This window comes from Streptomyces sp. NPDC005262 (genome assembly GCF_042872425.1).
Classification (GTDB): domain Bacteria; phylum Actinomycetota; class Actinomycetes; order Streptomycetales; family Streptomycetaceae; genus Streptomyces.
Window position 1 is genome coordinate 82,533 of sequence record NZ_JBIAKK010000010.1, and the last position, 16,964, is coordinate 99,496.

Here is a 16,964-nt window from a genome sequence, read left to right on the forward strand (position 1 = left end):
GCAACGCTCAATCGGTAGGGGTTCCGGATGAAGCTTTCCGCCCGAATTGCCGCCCCGGCCGCGGCGCTTGTGCTGGCCGGCCTGGCGGCCACCGCCTGCGCGCCGCAGACCTCCGACACCGGCGCCAAGGGGGACGAAAAGACCGGGACGCTGCGCGTGTGGCTGTTCCAGGAGGTCGGCAACAAGCCCAAGGAGCAGGTCGTCGACGCGGCGGTGGCCGACTTCGAGAAGACCCACAAGGGTGCGAAGGCGGAGATCGAGTACATCCCCGTCGACACCCGCGCCCAGCGCATCAAGGCCGCCTTCAACGATCCCAAGAGCGCCCCGGACCTCATCGAGTACGGCAACACGGACACGGCCGGCTACGTCAAGGACGGCGGACTCGCCGATGTGAGCAAGGAGTTCGCGGCCTGGGACGAGGCCAAGGACACCGACCCGACCGCGAAGCAGTCGGTGACGGTCGGCGGCAAGGTGTACGGGGCGCCGCTCTTCGTCGGCGTACGCGCGCTGTACTACCGCACCGACATCTTCAAGGACCTGGGCATCGAACCCCCCAAGTCGCAGGCCGAACTCATCTCCACCGCCAAGAAGGTCCACAAGGAGAAGCCGGAGCTGTACGGCCTCGCCGTCGGTGGCGCGTACACGTACGGCGCGATGCCGTTCATCTGGGCGAACGGCGGCGAACTCGCCGACGAGAGCGGTGGTACGTACAAGGCGGCCATCAACAGCGACCGGGCCCGCAAGGGCATCGAGGCGTACACCTCGCTCTTCGGCGACAGCAACTGCCCTGCCGCCAAGTGCGCCGCGATGGGCGGCAACGCGACGGTCACCGCCTTCGCCTCAGGCAAGGCGGCCATGGCGATCGGCGGCGACTTCAGCCACGCGGCCGTCGAGGCGGGCTCGGTGAAGGGCAAGTACGCGGTGGTTCCGCTGCCCGGCGCGTCCGAGGGATCGATTGCCCCCGCGTTCGCGGGCGGGAACAACATCGGCGTACTGAAGAGCAGTTCGCACCGCAGCCTCGCCGTGGACCTGATGAAGTCGCTGACCGGCAAGCAGACCCAGGAGAAGTTGTTCGACGCGATGGGCTTCCTGCCGACGTACACCGATGTGCGGGCCACGGTCGCGCAGAAGGAGCCGTTCGTCGAACCGTTCGTCAAGACGCTCGGCGCGGGAGCCAAGTTCGTCCCGGCCTCGCCGGGCTGGGGCCAGATCGACTCCTCGCTGATCCTGCCGACGATGTTCCAGGAGATCGTCAGCGGCCGTAAGGACGTGGCACGGGCCTCGGACGACGCGGCGAAGAAGATGGACGCGGCGTTCGCCGACGCGGGCTGACGATGACGGCGAACAGCACCGCGTACAAGGCTCCCGCGGCGGCCGGGACGGGCAGCACGCCCCGGCGCCGCCTGTCCCGGGGACCGGCACGCCGCCCCGGCTGGACCCCCTGGTTCTACCTGCTGCCCGCGCTCGTCCTCCTCGGCGGGCTCCTCCTCTACCCGATCTACCAGCTCGGCCTGATCTCGTTCCTGGAGTACACCCAGGCCCAGGTCAGCGGCGGTGAACCGACCACCTTCCAGGGGTTCGGGAACTACGCGACGCTCTTCGGCGACAGCCAGTTCTGGCAGGTGCTCCTCGCGACCGTCGTCTTCGCCGCGGCCTGTGTGCTCGCCACCCTGCTGGTCGGCTGCGCCCTCGCCGTCCTGCTGACGCGTGTACGGGCCCTGCCCCGGCTCGCGCTGATGCTGGCGGCGCTCGGCGCCTGGGCGACGCCCGCGATCACCGGCTCCACCGTCTGGATGTTCCTTTTCGACCCGGACTTCGGCCCGGTCAACAGGGTGCTGGGGCTGGGCGACTTCTCCTGGACGTACGGGCGCTACAGCGCCTTCGCCCTGGTGCTCCTCGAAGTGCTCTGGTGCTCGTTCCCGTTCGTGATGGTGACGGTGTACGCGGGCATCCGGGCGATCCCCGCCGAGGTGCTGGAGGCGGCCGCGCTGGACGGCGCCTCGCAGTGGCGGATCTGGCGGTCGGTCATGGCGCCGATGCTGCGGCCGATCCTCGTCGTCGTCACCATCCAGTCGATCATCTGGGACTTCAAGGTCTTCACGCAGATCTACGTGATGACGGGCGGCGGCGGCATCGCGGGCCAGAACCTGGTGCTCAACGTCTACGCGTACCAGAAGGCGTTCGCGTCCTCGCAGTACAGCCTGGGTTCGGCGATCGGGGTCGTGATGCTGGTGATCCTGCTGGCCGTCACGCTGGTCTATCTGCGCCTGGTACGGCGCCAGGGGGAGGAACTGTGAGCGTGCTGCGCATCCGTCGTCCGGGCAGGCTGGCCGCCGAGGCCGCCGCACTCCTGATCGCAGCCGCGGTCGCCTTCCCGCTGTACTGGATGGTGCTCTCCGCGCTCAAGCCGACGGGAGAGATCCAGTCCACCGACCCCCGGCCGTGGACGCTGTCACCGTCCCTGGACTCCTTCCGCCGAGTCCTCGAACAGCACGATTTCGGCCGCTACTTCCTCAACAGCCTGATCGTCGCCGGCACGGTCGTCGTCGCGTCCGCGCTGGTCGCCTTTCTGGCGGCGACGGCGGTGACCCGTTTCCGCTTCCGGTTCCGCACCACCCTGCTGATCATGTTCCTGATCGCGCAGATGGTGCCGGTGGAGGCGCTGACCATCCCGCTGTTCTTCCTGATGCGGGACTTCGGCCAGCTCAACACGCTCGGTTCGCTGATACTGCCGCACCTCGCCTTCTCGCTGCCGTTCGCGATCTGGATGCTGCGCGGCTTCGTCAAGGCCGTCCCGGACGCACTGGAGGAGGCCGCCTACATCGACGGCGCGAGCCGCACCCGATTCCTGTGGCAGATCCTCTTCCCGCTGGTCCTCCCGGGGCTCGTGGCGACCAGCGTCTTCTCGTTCATCTCGACCTGGAACGACTTCCTGTTCGCCAAGTCGTTCCTCATCAGCGACACCTCGCAGTCGACGCTTCCGATGGCGTTGCTCGTCTTCTTCAAACCGGACGAGAACGACTGGGGAGGGATCATGGCAGCCTCGACGGTGATGACCGTCCCCGTGCTGGTCTTCTTCGTACTCGTACAGCGACGCCTGGTCTCGGGGCTGGGCGGAGCGGTTAAGGACTGACGTCATGGACATGGAACTGATCCCGGCACCGGTGAGCGTCGGCGACCAGGGACGGTGCGGCTTCCTGATGGACCGGGCCACGACCATCACCGGGCAGGACGGCACCGAGTCCACCGAGCGCTGGCTCCGCTCCACGCTCGGGGCCGCCTTCGGCCTGTCGCTCCCACCGGGCGTCGAGGGCAAGGACAACACCGTCCTGCTGCGCATCGATCCGGCACTGGAGCCCGAGGGCTACCGGCTGTCCACCGGGACCGGCCAGAGCCTCGTGATCACCGGCGGCAGCTCCGCCGGGGTCTTCTGGGGCGCCCAGACCCTCCGACAGCTCCTGGGACCGGAGGCCTTCCGCCGGGCACCCGTCTCCACCGGTGTTCCCGCGCGCATTCCGTTCACGGACATCGAGGACCGTCCCCGCTTCTCCTGGCGCGGCATGATGCTCGACGTCTCGCGGCACTTCCTGCCCAAGGACGATGTCCTGCGCTACCTCGACCTCCTCGCCGCCCACAAGCTGAACGTCTTCCACTTCCACCTCACCGACGACCAGGGCTGGCGCGTGGAGATCAAGCGCTACCCGGAGCTCACCGAGGTCGGCTCCTGGCGCTCCCGTACCAAGCACGGACACCGGGCCTCGGAGCTGTGGGACGAGACCCCGTACGGCGGCCACTACACCCAGGACGACATCCGCGAGATCGTCGCGTACGCCGCCGAACGGCATATCCGCGTCGTCCCCGAGATCGACATCCCGGGCCACTCGCAGGCCGCCATCAGCGCATACCCGGAACTGGGCAACACCGACGTCATCGACACCACCGCCCTCTCCGTGTGGGACACCTGGGGGGTCAGTGCGAACGTACTCGCGCCCACCGACAACACCCTGCGCTTCTTCGAGGGCGTCTTCGAGGAGCTCCTCGACCTCTTCCCGGCCGCCACCTCGCCGTTCATCCACGTCGGCGGGGACGAGTGCCTCAAGGACCAGTGGAAGGAGTCCCCGACCGCCCAGGCCCGCATCAGGGAGCTCGGCCTGGCCGACGAGGACGAGCTGCAGTCCTGGTTCATCCGGCACTTCGACCGCTGGCTCACCGCGCGCGGCCGCCGCCTCATCGGCTGGGACGAGATCCTAGAAGGCGGCCTCCCGGACGGCGCGGCCGTGTCGTCGTGGCGCGGCTACGCGGGCGGCATCGCCGCAGCCGAAGCGGGGCACGACGTCGTGATGTGCCCGCAGCAGCAGGTGTATCTGGACCACCGTCAGGACGGCGGCCCCGACGAACCGATGCCCATCGGGTACGTCCGCACCCTTGAGGACGTCTTCCGCTTCGAGCCCGTACCGCCGGGCCTGACGCAGGAGGCGGCCGGACACATCCTCGGCACCCAGGCCAACGTGTGGACCGAGGTCATGCAGGACCGGTCCCGCGTCGACTACCAGGTCTTTCCGCGGCTCGCGGCCTTCGCGGAGGTCGCCTGGTCGGCACTGCCCGCCCCCGCCGACCGGGACTTCGCCGATTTCGAACGGCGAATGACGGCGCACTACGCCCGACTTGACGCGCTCGGCGTCGAGTACCGCCCGCCCGGCGGTCCGTTGCCGTGGCAGCGACGCCCCGGTGTTCTCGGACGCCCGATCGAGGGGGCGCCCCCGAACGTGTGAGCCCGGCCGCAGTGCGGGTCCGGCCACCACGGTTCCTGGGAACGTGGTGGCCGGTAAGCGTCCACGCACGAACGGAACAAGTCGTACAACCATGGCTGAAGAGTGCCAATTCACACTCTGCGCCGAAGAGGTGCGAAACGGGACCATCTTCCAGGACGGGGACGGATACACCCTTCGTGGACCCTCGCGTCGGTCCGATCGGAAGATGTGCCAGAGTTGCCACGTCCGGGCTTCGAGCACGTACCGTACGGCGAAACAAGCCGGACGCCGGGACACCGGGAAGGGGCAGCTGGGTTGACCACGCACGCACCGCAGGCGGCGCAGTCCGTGACGCTGCCCGCCTCGCTCGACGAGGCCGTGGCGGCGCTCGGCGCCATGCCTGCCGCCGTTCCTGTGGCCGGTGGCACGGACTTGATGTCGGCCGTCAACAAGGGGCTCCTGCGTCCCTCCGGACTGGTCGGCCTCGGCCGGATCAGTGAGCTCCGCGGCTGGCACTACCAGGACGGTCACGCCCTGCTCGGCGCCGGCCTCACCCACGCCCGTATGGGGCGGCCCGACTTCGCCGCCCTGATCCCCGCTCTGGCCGCGTCCGCGCGTGCCGCGGGCCCGCCCCAGATCCGTAACGCCGGGACACTCGGCGGCAACATCGCCACCGCCGCCCCGACCGGCGACGCCCTGCCGGTGCTCGCCGCCCTGGAGGCCGAGCTCGTCATCGCCGGACCCGGCGGCGCCCGCCGCGAGATCCCCGTCTCGCACCTGCTGGCCGGCCGCGAGATGCTCGAGCCCGCGGAGCTGATCGGCTTCGTCCGCGTACCGCTGCTGCACGCCCCGCAGGTCTTCCTGAAGGCGACCGGCCGGACCGGCCCCGGCCGCGCCACCGCATCCGTCGCGATCGTCCTCGACCCGGCCCGGCGCGGGGTGCGCTGTGCGGTCGGCGCCATAGCGCCGATGCCGCTGCGCCCGCTGGAGGCCGAGCGGTGGATCGCCTCACTGATCGACTGGGACGGTGAACGGGGCCTGGCGCCCGACGCGCTGGCCGCGTTCGGCGAGTACGTCGCGGCGGCGTGCATCCCGGACCAGGCACCGCCCGCCGACGGGGGCGAGGTACCACCGCTGCCCCCCGCCGTACTGCACCTGCGGCGCACGGTCGCCGCGCTCGCCCGACGCGCGCTGGGGAGGGCACTGTCGTGAGCAACAGCAACAACCACGAGGACCACAACGAGCAGCACGGAGGCTGGCAGCCGACCCCGCAGGGCGGCGAGTATGACTCCGAGGCCACCGCCTTCGTCCACCTTCCGCCGGAGGACCTGGCGAGCGCGCCGCTGGCCGCTCCCGGCCATGGCTACGTGCCGCCGATGATCGTGCCGCTGACCCCTGCGGCCGGGCTGGACCCGGCGGCGACGGGCAGCTGGGTGGTCCAGACACCGGGCCCGCCGGAGGGCGGCGCGGAGCAGCACGCGCAGGGCACCGTGCACTGGCCGGATCCGAACCAGCAGCACGGGTACCCGCAGCACGAGCAGCAGTACGTCCAGCACGAGCAGCACTCCGCGGGCGAGCAGTACCGGCAGCACGAGCAGCACTCCGCGGGCGAGCAGTACGCCCATCACGAGCAGCACTCCCAGCACGAGCAGCACGGTGAGCCGTCGGCCGGGACGGGCCAGTGGGACTTCGCCGAGGCGACCGCAGCGGAGCCCCTCGGCCACACCGGCCAGTGGACGATCCCGGTTGCCGAGGGCGACCTCCCGGACGAGTCCGGCGAGTTCACGACCTCGGCGCTGGCCTCGCAGTGGTACGGGGACCGGACGCCGCCGGCCACACTGCCGGGCGGCGCGCCCGCGCCGTGGGCGACGCAGCCGGAGCCGGCCCCCGAGTCCCCCGAGACGGCCGCGGGGACGCCGCCGCACGGCGTGGACGTCACGCAGGCCGCTGCCCAGGAGTCCACGCGCGTCCACGTGCAGCGCGATGCGGACGCCGAGCTGCCGACGGCGCCGCCCGCCGACCCGGCGGCGGACCTCGTGGCGGACCCGACCCCGGACCCGACCCCCGACCTCTCCACGGCCCTGGTCCCCGGCGTCGAGACCGAAACCGACACCCCCGCCCCCGCACTCGCTGCGGAGGAGGTCCCGGCCGACGCACCGCCCCTCGACCCGTCGCCCCTCGCCACAACGAGCGAGCACCCCGCCGCCTCCTACGTCCTGCATGTGAACGGCGCCGACCGCCCGGTCACCGACGCCTGGATCGGCGAGTCGCTGCTGTACGTGCTGCGCGAGCGGCTCGGCCTCGCCGGTGCCAAGGACGGCTGCTCGCAGGGCGAGTGCGGTGCCTGCAACGTCCAGGTCGACGGCCGGCTCGTCGCCTCCTGCCTGGTCCCCGCGGCCACGGCTGCGGGCAGCGAGGTCCGTACGGTCGAGGGCCTGGCCGTCGACGGCGAGCCGTCCGACGTCCAGCGGGCCCTGGCCAACTGCGGCGCCGTCCAGTGCGGCTTCTGCATCCCCGGCATGGCCATGACCGTCCATGATCTGCTGGAGGGCAACCACGCCCCCAGCGAGCTGGAGACCCGCCAGGCGCTCTGCGGCAACCTGTGCCGATGCTCCGGCTACCGCGGAGTGCTCGACGCGGTGAGCGAGGTCATCGCCGGCCGCGAGGCCAGCGCCGAGGCCGCCTCGGTGCCCGGCCCCACGTCACCGTCCGAGGATGCGCACCCCGACGAGGCGCGCATCCCGCACCAGGCAGCCCCGGGTGCCGGTAGTGTCCAGCCACATCTGCAGGACGGAGGCATGGCGTGAGCAACGACGCAGCCACCGCGGCCAACGCGACCCGCACGACGCTCACCACCCCGCCGGTCGACGGCCCCGACACCGAGCCGCCCGTGTTCGGCATCGGCGCCTCGCTGCCGCCCGCCGACGCCCGTGCCAAGACCGAGGGCACCTTCCCGTACGCGGCCGACCTCTGGGCCGAGGGACTGCTGTGGGCGGCGGTGCTGCGTTCCCCGCACCCGCACGCCCGAATCCTGTCCATCGACACCGGCGCCGCGGCCGAGATGCCGGGCGTACGCGCGGTCGTCACGCACGAGGACGTCCCCGGCGACGGAGCGTACGGCCGTCGTGTGGTCGACCGCCCGGTCTTCGCGTCCGAGCTGGTCCGCCACCACGGTGAGCCGATCGCCGCGGTCGCCGCCGACCACCCCGACACCGCGCGCCTCGCCGCTGCAGCGGTCGTCGTCGAGTACGAGATCCTCGAACCGGTCACCGACCCGGAGAAGGCCTTCGAGGCCGAGCCCCTGCACCCCGACGGAAACCTGATCCGTCACATCCCGCTGCGCTACGGCGACCCGGACGTCGCGGGCGAGGTCATCGTCGAGGGCCTGTACCGCATCGGCCGACAGGACCCGGCCCCGATCGGTGCCGAGGCCGGACTCGCCGTGCCCCGCCCGGACGGCGGCGTGGAGATCTACACCGCCTCCACCGACCCGCACGCCGACCGCGACCTCGCCGCAGCCTGCTTCGGTCTCGAACCGGACCGGGTGAAGATCGTCGTCACCGGTGTCCCCGGCGCGACCGGCGACCGCGAGGACCCGGGCTTCCAGCTGCCGCTCGGCCTGCTCGCCCTGCGTACCGGCTGCCCGGTCAAACTGGCCGCCACCCGCGAGGAGTCCTTCCTCGGCCACGCCCACCGCCACCCGACGCTGCTCCGTTACCGCCACCACGCGGACGCGGACGGCCGACTGGTGAAGGTGGAGGCGCAGATCCTCCTCGACGCGGGCGCGTACGCCGATGCCTCGTCCGAGTCCCTGGCCGCAGCGGTGGCCTTCGCCTGCGGTCCCTACGTCGTTCCGCACGCCTTCATCGAGGGCTGGGCGGTCCGTACGAACAACCCGCCGTCCGGCCATGTGCGCGGCGAGGGTGCGATGCAGGTCTGCGCCGCGTACGAGGGCCAGATGGACAAACTGGCGGCGAAGCTGGGCATCGAACCGGCCGAACTCCGCCTGCGCAACTCCCTCTCGACCGGCGACATCCTGCCCACCGGCCAGACCGTGACGTGCCCCGCCCCGGTCGCGGAACTCCTGCGAGCGGTACGGGACTTCCCGCTCCCCACACTTCCGAAGGACTCTCCCGAGGACGACTGGCTGCTGCCGGGCGGCCCGGAGGGCGCGGGCGAGCCGGGCGCGGTGCGCCGCGGCGTCGGCTATGCGCTGGGCATGGTCCACATGCTCGGCGCCGAGGGGGCGGACGAGGTCTCCACGGCCACGGTCAAGGTCCACGACGGCGTCGCCACGGTCATCTGCGCGGCGGTCGAAACCGGCCAGGGTTTCTCGACCCTGGCCCGCCAGGTGGTCCAGGAGACCCTGGGCATCGAGGAGGTCCACGTGGCCTCGGTCGACACCGACCAGCCGCCGGCCGGCCCCGCCACGCACGGCCGCCACACCTGGGTCTCCGCCGGAGCCGTCGAACGGGCCGCCAAGATGGTCCGTACCCAGCTCCTCCAGCCGCTGGCCCACAAGTTCGGCATGTCCACGGAACTGCTCCAGATCGCCAACGGCAAGATCACTTCGTACGACGGAGTGCTGTCCACGACGGTCACAGAAGCGATGGATGGCAAAGAGCTCTGGGCCACCGCCCAGTGCCGCCCCCACCCCACCGAGCCGCTCGACGAGTCCGGCCAGGGCGACGCGTTCGTCGGCCTCGCCTTCTGCGCGGTCCGCGCGGTCGTCGACGTCGACATCGAACTCGGCTCGATCCGCGTGGTGGAGATGGCCGTCGCCCAGGACGTCGGCCAGGTCCTCAACCCGTCCCAGCTGGCGACCCGTATCGAAGCCGGCATCACCCAGGGCATCGGCACGGCACTGACCGAGAACCTCCGCACGGCCCGCGGCCTGATCCGCCACCCCGACCTAACGGGTTACGCACTGCCGACCGCGCTTGACGCGCCAGACATTCGCATCGTCAAACTCGTCGAGGAACGCGACGTGGTGGCCCCCTTCGGCGCCAAGCCCGCCTCGGCGGTCCCGGTGGTGACGTCCCCGGCAGCCGTGGCCGCGGCAGTTCGTGCGGCGACCGGCCGCCCGATCAACCGCCTCCCGATCCGACCGCAGGCGGCTGTGGCGGCGGCCAACTCCTGACCGATTTGCGTTGCACATGCAACACGGAGATGCGCGCCGTCACCGCTGCTGACTACAGTGATCCCCAAAGCTGAAGACAGCTGCATACGGGGGAGGGTGCTGTGCTGCCGAGTGACGCCGGAGGATCGGCGGAAACATCGGGCGGGCCGTTCGGGTCCGTCGCCGGTTTTGCGCAGAACGCGGTCGGTGAACTGGTCACCGGGCTTTCGTCGTTCACGAAGTTCCGCGACCGGATCGACGAACTCCTGCGCGACCTCAAGGCATCGCCGGCCGGACCGAAGAAGGTGGGCGAAGAGCCCATGGTCCGCACCCAGTTCGGCGGCGGCCACAACGGCTGGGCCGAGGCGGCCGACCTGTTCCTCTCGTACCAGACGGTCATCACCCAGCTCGAATCGCTGTCGAAGCTGCTGTCGGACTCGATAGAGGGCATGGGCATCGCGGTGCTCGCGTCCCACAAGGGTTACGAGAACCTCGACGTGGACATCCGGCGCCGCATGCTCGCGATCAACGACAACGCGCAGGAGCACTACGGGGGTTCGTACGACCCGACGGTGCCGGCCAAGCAGCATGCCGACCAACCAGCGGCCACCAAGCCGGAGACGGGCGACTCGTCCGGCGTAGGCGGACTCTGATGACGACGGAATCGCCCATGGCACGAGGACGACGGACTTAGACGGGGGTGGGGCATGGACCACGGGGAAAGCGGCTCGGGCACGCCGTTCGAGAGCATGTCTCACGAGGAGATGCTCGCGTGGCTGGACCAGGCCAACAGCGGGGCGATACAGGGTGCGGCCGACCGGCTGGTGAGTGCGGCCACGGAGATCCGCAAGATCGCGGAAGACCTGAAGGTCCGCCCGCAGTGGGTCGAATGGAAGGGCGCGGGCGCCGACGCCTTCCGCACCTGGAGCGCGGACCTGGCCAACTCCACTTTGCGCCTAGGTGATTACAGCGAGGGTGCGTCGAAGTGGCTGACGCAGGCTTCGAACGCGATCGCGTCGGCGCAGGCGGCGGTCCCGCGCACCCAGGCGGGCGCACAGGCCAACTTGGACGCGGCGTTGGCGGCGCGCAATGACCCGGATGCCTCGGCGGTCGCACAGAAGTCGGCGGAGACGCTGATCGCAACCCAGGAGGCGAACCGCCAGGAGGCGGCTGCGCAGATGCGGAAGCTGGCGCAGACGTACTCGTTGTCTGCTTCGCAGATGGACGGACTGGAGAAGCCGGCGTTTCCGCCGCCGCCGCAGGCGATCGTGCCGAACGACGAGGTCGGCCGTGGTGAGGACGAGTCAGTCGCGGGCGGTGCCGGGAGCGGTGCCTTCGCCGATCGCACCGGATACACGTCGGCGACACAGGGACCGGACGCAGATTCATCGGGCCGTGTGTCTGCACCCTCAGGAAACATGATCGGGTCCCAGCCTGCGGGAAGCACGCCCATCTCGAGGCCGGTAGATATGGGGATCGACGGGGTCGCCACTCTGCCGGACGCTCCGTCAGTTCCGCCCGCGACCCCCTCAGGTCTTCCGGGAGGAAGCAGGCCTGAAAGCGTCCTCCCTTCCACGGGAGTTCCCGTACCCCCCGCCTTCGGTGGCGGATCTGTGATGCCAGCCGGTCCAAGTGGCGGGGGCAAGACGACGGGGATCTCGCGTCCGTCGATGCCGGGCACCGGGGCAGGTCCACTCGGTTCTGGTCCTATCGGTCGCCCCTCTGGAGGCGGCGGAATCACCGGGGGACGTGCAGTTCCCCAGACTTCAGGGCGTCCGCCGGGCGGAATTCCTCGTGGGACGGTGATCGGTGGCGAGGGAATGCAGGGACGTGCGCCGATGGGCCGTGCCATGGGTGCGGGAGGCATGGGTTCCGGCATCGGTCCTGGCCAAAGCGGGATGAGTGGTGGCCGTCGTCTGGCAGGCGAAACGGGCGGCGTTGTAGGTGGTCGTTCTCAGCAGCCCGGCCGCACCGGCATGCGCCCATTCACACCTGGGGGGTCTGGCCTGGTGAGGGCCGCCAGGCCAGCCGAGGGCGCGCACGGCGCTGGTCCGGTGGGGAGGGGTGCACCGATGTCTCCGCACGGTTCTCGGACGGGGGATTCGCGTCGCGATGGGGAAGGCGAGCGGCCGGATTACCTCACTGAAGACCAGGAAACCTGGCAGCAGGGTGCCCGACGTGTTGTGCCTCCGGTCATCGACTGATCAGCGAGAGAACGGCAGATAAGCAGATGAGTACCAGTAGTAGCAGTACGGAACTCTTTCGTCGTCGAGTCGTGGTCTCCGCGACGTTGGGGCTGCTACTTGCAGGCTCCGCTGCTGGGCCCGCGCATGCGGACTCCGTGCGCTCCAGACAGTGGCATCTCACCGCCATGAGGGCCGAGGAGATGTGGGAGACGAGTACGGGTGAGAACGTCACTGTTGCCGTTATTGACTCAGGCGTCGACTCTTCAAATCCTGATCTTCAAGGCCAAGTGTTCAAGGGTAAGGATCTAGCGCCGAATTCTCCTGGAGATGAACACACCGATTACAACGGCCATGGCACCGGAATGGCTGGGTTGATCGCCGGGACGGGGAAGTCGGCTGGAGGAGACGGTGCGTTCGGTCTTGCTCCTGGATCCAAGATTCTCCCCATTCGGATGAGGGACGATGCCGGTCGCGTCAATGGTGCTACCGGTGATGCAAACTTCAATAGAGACTTGCCCATTGCTATCCGCTTCGCAGTGGACCATGGGGCAAAAGTCATTAACATTTCCCTGGGGAACGGCACCGGATCGCGACAGGTCTCGGATGCCGTTAAATATGCGCTCGAAAATGGCTCGCTCATCTTTTCCGCCGTTGGAAATAGCGGCGATGAAGCCAACGCTGTTGAGTATCCTGCCGGTACGCCTGGCGTCGTGGGGGTGGGGGCGATCGGTGAGGACCTCCGCAAGGCTGGCTGGTCTCAGTACGGGCCACAGGTAGACCTCTCAGCGCCGGGCGTCAACATGATCCACGCCTGCAGCGGAGAGACCGGTGTGTGTAGAGGCAAGGGGACCAGCGACGCGACCGCCATCGCCTCCGCCTCTGCCGCCCTCATATGGTCCAAGCACCCCGACTGGACCAACAACCAGGTCCTGCGCGTCATGCTCAGCACAGCAGGCGGCCCGACCAGCGGCGCCGAGCGTACCGACTACATCGGTTATGGCGTCGTCCGCCCCCGCATCGCCCTGAAGACCCCCGGTGACCCCGGCCCAGCCGACGAGTATCCACTCCCCGATCTCGCCGCAGCCGAGAGTGCTCAGCCCTCAGCCAAGCCTTCAAAGGCGACCGGAAGTTCGGAGAGCGACGACAAGCCGGCCACCGCAGCCCCGGCCTCCGCCGCCGACAGCAACACTGGTCCCTGGATCGGCCTCGGTGTCGGTGTCGCCGCTCTCGTCGGCACAGCCGTCACTGCCCTGGTCATCCGTTCCCGCCGCCGCAAGGCTGCCGCAGCCGCGCCACCCGCGTATACGCACCAACCGCCGTACCCGTACCCGTCTCAACACCAGGCCGCACCTTCGGGCTTCGGGCCCCCTCCCACCGCTCCCCCGGCTCCAACTCGCCGTTGGAGAGACCGTCGTACGGCGAGAGGCCACGCTGAATCCTGAATCCCCCGGACAACTCCCGAAGTACGTATACCGCGACCAACGACATCAACGGTGCGGCCTTTGACGGAAACGACCGGGCCCAGGGCCTTTTGGGGGATCAGTGAACATCGTGACCGGCCGTCGTCGTGCGCGGCTCTTCACTCGCCATGCTGCCGCTGCGGGCGTGTGTACCGTGCTGCTGGCTGTGTCGGCCTGTGGCGGTGGTGACGACGGCGGGAGGCGCGGCTACTCGGTTCCGGACCGGCTGTGCGGTGTCGAGGCCAGCGGGGACACGCTGGCACCGCTGCTGCCGGACGGGGAGAAGCTCGCGGAGCGGGATTCCGGCTCAGCCCCCGGCAGTCTCCGTTGCGCGCTCACTGTCGACGGACGGCCCGCGTTGTCTGTCGTCGGGGACGTGCTGAACACGGACGCCGATCCCTTCGCCCGCGCGGACTGGTATCTCAGGCTGGGAAAGGACGCCGGGCCGAAGGACGGTGTTAAGTATCGGGGCATCCGCGTCATGGACCGCTTCGCGCTCGCCGTGAAGGAGTGCACGTACCAGGGCTCCCCGCGGAAGTACGCCGTCCTTGTCGAACTCGGCGAATTCAAACCGGTGCCCAAGGACGTCGCCGACCGCCGAAAAGCGCTGAAGGAATTCATCAACGGATTCGTACCGTCCGCGCTCAAGGTCCAGAGCTGTTCCTGAAAATGCCGAAGCTCGCCCGGCGCGACGTTTGACGCGTGCTGGGCGAGCTTCCCGCGTGGCTCGTGACCGGAATCGAACCGGCGTAACTCGCTTTGCAGGTTTGTCTCCGCTGGTCAGAACATGATCCGTGCTCGTCCACTGACGTTCAGACCCGTACGTATGCAGTGATCGTCAAAGCCGCACGAACGGTGTTGGATGTCAGTGAACGGAGACGAATGAGACGGAAACTGAGACGAGCGCGTCGCCGCCGGTCGCTGCGTTCGTGTCCGCCCGCTGCCACACTTTGTGTGGGGGCGCCGCCCCTTCGCGCATGGTCTGCGGAGACTGTCAAGCTACGTCGCTGACCAGGCTAAATAGCGTTTGCTGGCGTTGGTTGCCGATGAACCCGCCTGAAGCCGTTGTGCCTGCCGGTGTGTCGCGTGCCGTGGCAGCCGCCGAGGGCGCGCACCGTGACGCGCCTCCTGGCGGAAGCGAGCCCGCGTGACCTACCCCCCTGAACGGGCACGTCGGTTTGCGCAATGTGCTGCGGTGGCCGTGGCGTCGCGCTACCGTCCCAATCAGATCCGGGAGCGCTGGGAAGCGGGGGAGCATGCTTGATCAGGTGCTGACTGCGCTGGCCGCATCGGGCGGCACAGCGGTGGTGTCAGCGGCGGGGACAGACGCGTGGGCCGGGCTAAGGCGGGCGGTGGTCAGCTGGTTCGGCCGGGGTAACGCGCAGCGCGAGCAGGCGACGTTGGAGCGGCTGGATCAGACCGCAGCCGTCCTGCAGGCCGCTGACCCGGCCGAGGCGGAGGTTCGAATCCGTCAGGAAGCGTCCTGGCAGGCCCACATCGAAGTTGTGCTGGAAAGCCTGGCCGAGGATGAGCGTGCCGAGGCCGCCGAGCAGCTGCGCAGCCTGCTAGCGCAGCATGCTCCGGGCGGCGGGGCGGTCGCCGGGTCAGGTGGGCTAGCGGTGGTCGGTATCGCCGACATTCGTGCCGAGGACGGGGCAATCGCTGCCGGAGTGATCAACGGAGGGGCCCATATCGGCATCCCTCCGGGGCCGGATCCGTCCCAGGGCTGAACGGACCGGCCACCTCAAGCCCATCCCCAGCTAAGCCACCCTTCGCTGCTCTTCCCCTGGGCGGCCTCTCCGTGCAGGCCCACAGCAGCAGCGTGGCGGTCGGCTACATTGCGCCGGGTGCGCGGTTCGCCCACTACGCCGCGCCGCGGCCACCGGTGACCGGGCGGCACCAGGTCGGGGTGCTCCCGCGGCAAGCTGACTGTTTCCTCAAAGATCGGGCCGCCGTGGCACAATTGCAGCAAGCCCTGGCCCAGGGCGGCACGGTAGTGCTGTGTCAGGTGCTTGCCGGCATGGGCGGGGTCGGCAAGACCCAGCTCGCGGCCCACCATGCCCGCCAAGTGTGGGCCCGGGGCGACGTGGATCTGCTGGTGTGGATCACCGCGGCCACCCGCACGGCGGTCGTCTCCGCCTACGCCCAGGCCGCCACCGAGCTACTTAGCGCTGACCCTGCGGACCCCGAGCAGGCCGCGCGGGCCTTCCTGGCCTGGCTGGAACCCAAACCCGGCAGCGACCAGCGCCGCTGGCTCGTCGTGCTGGACGACGTCTCCGACCCGGCCGACCTGCGTGGCCTGTGGCCTCCCACCAGCCCGAACGGCCGCAGCCTGGTCACCACCCGCCGCCGGGAAGCCGCCCTGATCGGCAGGGACCGGCACCTGGTCCCGGTGGGCCTGTTCACCGAAGATGAGGCCGTCGCATACCTCACCGTCGCGCTTTCTTCCCGCGGCCGCACCGAACCTGCCGAGGAGCTCACTGCCCTCGCCCACGAGCTCGGCTTCCTCCCCCTGGCCCTGTCCCAGGCCACCGCCTACCTCATCAACGACGGCCTCGACTGTGCCACCTACCGCGCCTTACTGGCCGATCACGCCCAGGTTCTCACCGACATGTTCCCCGACCCTGCCGGGCTCCCAGACGACCAGGCCGCCACTGTGGCCGCCGCTTGGGCACTGTCCATCGAGCGCGCCGACCAACTTTCCCCACGAGGACTTGCCGGCCCTCTGCTGCAACTCGTTTCCGTCCTCGACCCCAACGGCATTCCCGACACGGTCCTGACCAGCCCACCGGCCCTGAACTACCTGACCGAACACCGCACCAGCACCGCCGGACAGGAGAAGGTGGCCACCGCTCGGGACGCCACACGGGCGCTGCGCACGCTGCACCGTTTCAGCCTCATCGACCACATTTCTACAAGCCCCCACCAGGCCGTCCGCGTCCACCAGCTCATCCAGCGCGCCACCCGCGACGCCCACCCCCAGCCGCAGCGCAACCGGATCGCCCACGCCGCCGCCGACGCCCTCACCAGCGCATGGCCCGACATCGAACGCGACACCGCTCTCGCCCAGGCCCTACGGGCCAACACCGACGCTCTCACTCGACACGCCGAAGAGGCCCTGTACCAGTCTGGTGCCCACCTGGCGCTCTTTCGCACCGGCCGTAGCCTTGGCGAGGCTGGCCAAGTCGCGGGCGCCCTTCACCACTTCCATCAGCTGACCAGCACCGCCCACACCCGTCTGGGGCCCGACCACCCCGACACCCTTACCGCCCGGAGCACCCTCGCCTGGTGGCGGGGGGAGGCGGGGGATGTGGCCGGTGCTGTGGCTGCCCTGGCCGAGGTGTTGGAGGACCAGGAGCGGGTGCTGGGAGCCGACCACCCTGACACCCTCACCACCCGACACAACCTGGCCTGGTGGCGGGGGGAGGCGAGGGATGTGGCCGGTGCT

The 16,964-nt window shown here is 69.7% G+C and carries 13 protein-coding genes; 12 read left to right on the forward strand and 1 reads right to left on the reverse strand.

Annotation, left to right across the window (positions count from 1 at the left end):
* Window positions 1-27: 27 nt before the first annotated feature.
* From ACFYP5_RS23895 to ACFYP5_RS23930, 8 genes are all read left to right on the forward strand, one after another.
* Window positions 28-1,332 carry an extracellular solute-binding protein gene (locus tag ACFYP5_RS23895; protein WP_389039439.1) on the forward strand — a complete coding sequence of 435 codons (1,305 nt, stop codon included), beginning with the start codon at window positions 28-30 and terminating at the stop codon, window positions 1,330-1,332.
* A 2-nt stretch (window positions 1,333-1,334) separates the two neighbouring features.
* Window positions 1,335-2,297 carry a carbohydrate ABC transporter permease gene (locus ACFYP5_RS23900; RefSeq protein WP_389039442.1) on the forward strand — a complete coding sequence of 321 codons (963 nt, stop codon included), beginning with the start codon at window positions 1,335-1,337 and terminating at the stop codon, window positions 2,295-2,297.
* Window positions 2,294-3,133, forward strand: a complete 840-nt coding sequence (locus ACFYP5_RS23905; protein WP_356499734.1) for a carbohydrate ABC transporter permease — start codon at window positions 2,294-2,296, stop codon at window positions 3,131-3,133. Before ACFYP5_RS23900 ends, ACFYP5_RS23905 begins: the two co-directional genes overlap by 4 nt.
* A 4-nt stretch (window positions 3,134-3,137) precedes the next feature.
* Window positions 3,138-4,772, forward strand: coding sequence for a beta-N-acetylhexosaminidase (locus ACFYP5_RS23910; RefSeq protein ID WP_389039445.1), 1,635 nt, complete (start codon window positions 3,138-3,140; stop codon window positions 4,770-4,772).
* Between the two features lie 294 nt (window positions 4,773-5,066).
* A complete protein-coding gene (locus ACFYP5_RS23915) occupies window positions 5,067-5,963 on the forward strand; it encodes an FAD binding domain-containing protein (protein ID WP_389039448.1) in 897 nt (298 codons plus the stop codon).
* The gene (locus ACFYP5_RS23920; protein WP_389039450.1) at window positions 5,960-7,558 is read left to right on the forward strand and encodes a 2Fe-2S iron-sulfur cluster-binding protein; all 1,599 of its coding nucleotides are present in this window, start codon (window positions 5,960-5,962) and stop codon (window positions 7,556-7,558) included. The genes ACFYP5_RS23915 and ACFYP5_RS23920 overlap by 4 nt, the downstream gene beginning before the upstream one ends.
* Complete coding sequence (locus ACFYP5_RS23925; protein ID WP_389039453.1) at window positions 7,555-9,891, forward strand: xanthine dehydrogenase family protein molybdopterin-binding subunit; 2,337 nt, start codon at window positions 7,555-7,557, stop codon at window positions 9,889-9,891. The genes ACFYP5_RS23920 and ACFYP5_RS23925 overlap by 4 nt, the downstream gene beginning before the upstream one ends.
* Window positions 9,892-9,992: 101 nt before the next feature.
* Entirely contained in the window at window positions 9,993-10,523 is a 531-nt protein-coding gene (locus ACFYP5_RS23930) for a hypothetical protein (protein ID WP_389039456.1), read from the forward strand.
* Window positions 10,524-10,834: 311 nt separating this feature from the next.
* Here ACFYP5_RS23930 and ACFYP5_RS23935 read toward each other — a convergent pair whose 3' ends face one another.
* The gene (locus tag ACFYP5_RS23935) at window positions 10,835-11,218 is read right to left on the reverse strand and encodes a hypothetical protein (RefSeq protein WP_389039459.1); all 384 of its coding nucleotides are present in this window, start codon (window positions 11,216-11,218) and stop codon (window positions 10,835-10,837) included.
* A gap of 882 nt (window positions 11,219-12,100) precedes the next feature.
* Here ACFYP5_RS23935 and mycP point away from each other — a divergent pair.
* The 4 genes from mycP to ACFYP5_RS23955 all read left to right on the forward strand — a co-directional run.
* On the forward strand, window positions 12,101-13,498 hold the full coding sequence (gene mycP / locus ACFYP5_RS23940) for a type VII secretion-associated serine protease mycosin (RefSeq protein ID WP_389039462.1): 1,398 nt from the start codon (window positions 12,101-12,103) through the stop codon (window positions 13,496-13,498).
* Window positions 13,499-13,670: 172 nt separating this feature from the next.
* The gene (locus ACFYP5_RS23945; protein ID WP_389039465.1) at window positions 13,671-14,183 is read left to right on the forward strand and encodes a hypothetical protein; all 513 of its coding nucleotides are present in this window, start codon (window positions 13,671-13,673) and stop codon (window positions 14,181-14,183) included.
* 589 nt (window positions 14,184-14,772) lie between these two features.
* Window positions 14,773-15,246, forward strand: a complete 474-nt coding sequence (locus tag ACFYP5_RS23950) for a hypothetical protein (RefSeq protein ID WP_389039468.1) — start codon at window positions 14,773-14,775, stop codon at window positions 15,244-15,246.
* Window positions 15,247-15,338: 92 nt separating this feature from the next.
* Window positions 15,339-16,964, forward strand: a 1,626-nt coding sequence (locus tag ACFYP5_RS23955; RefSeq protein WP_389039470.1) for a tetratricopeptide repeat protein, incomplete at its 3' end; no start/stop codon positions are given.

Bases quoted from the DNA above. Each gene is read 5' to 3' on its own strand.
- ACFYP5_RS23895 (WP_389039439.1), top strand. From the start codon at position 28: ATGAAGCTTTCCGCCCGAATTGCCGCCCCGGCCGCGGCGCTTGTGCTG.
- ACFYP5_RS23900 (WP_389039442.1), top strand. From the start codon at position 1,335: ATGACGGCGAACAGCACCGCGTACAAGGCTCCCGCGGCGGCCGGGACG.
- ACFYP5_RS23910 (WP_389039445.1), top strand. From the start codon at position 3,138: ATGGACATGGAACTGATCCCGGCACCGGTGAGCGTCGGCGACCAGGGA.
- mycP (WP_389039462.1), top strand. From the start codon at position 12,101: ATGAGTACCAGTAGTAGCAGTACGGAACTCTTTCGTCGTCGAGTCGTG.
- ACFYP5_RS23950 (WP_389039468.1), top strand. From the start codon at position 14,773: ATGCTTGATCAGGTGCTGACTGCGCTGGCCGCATCGGGCGGCACAGCG.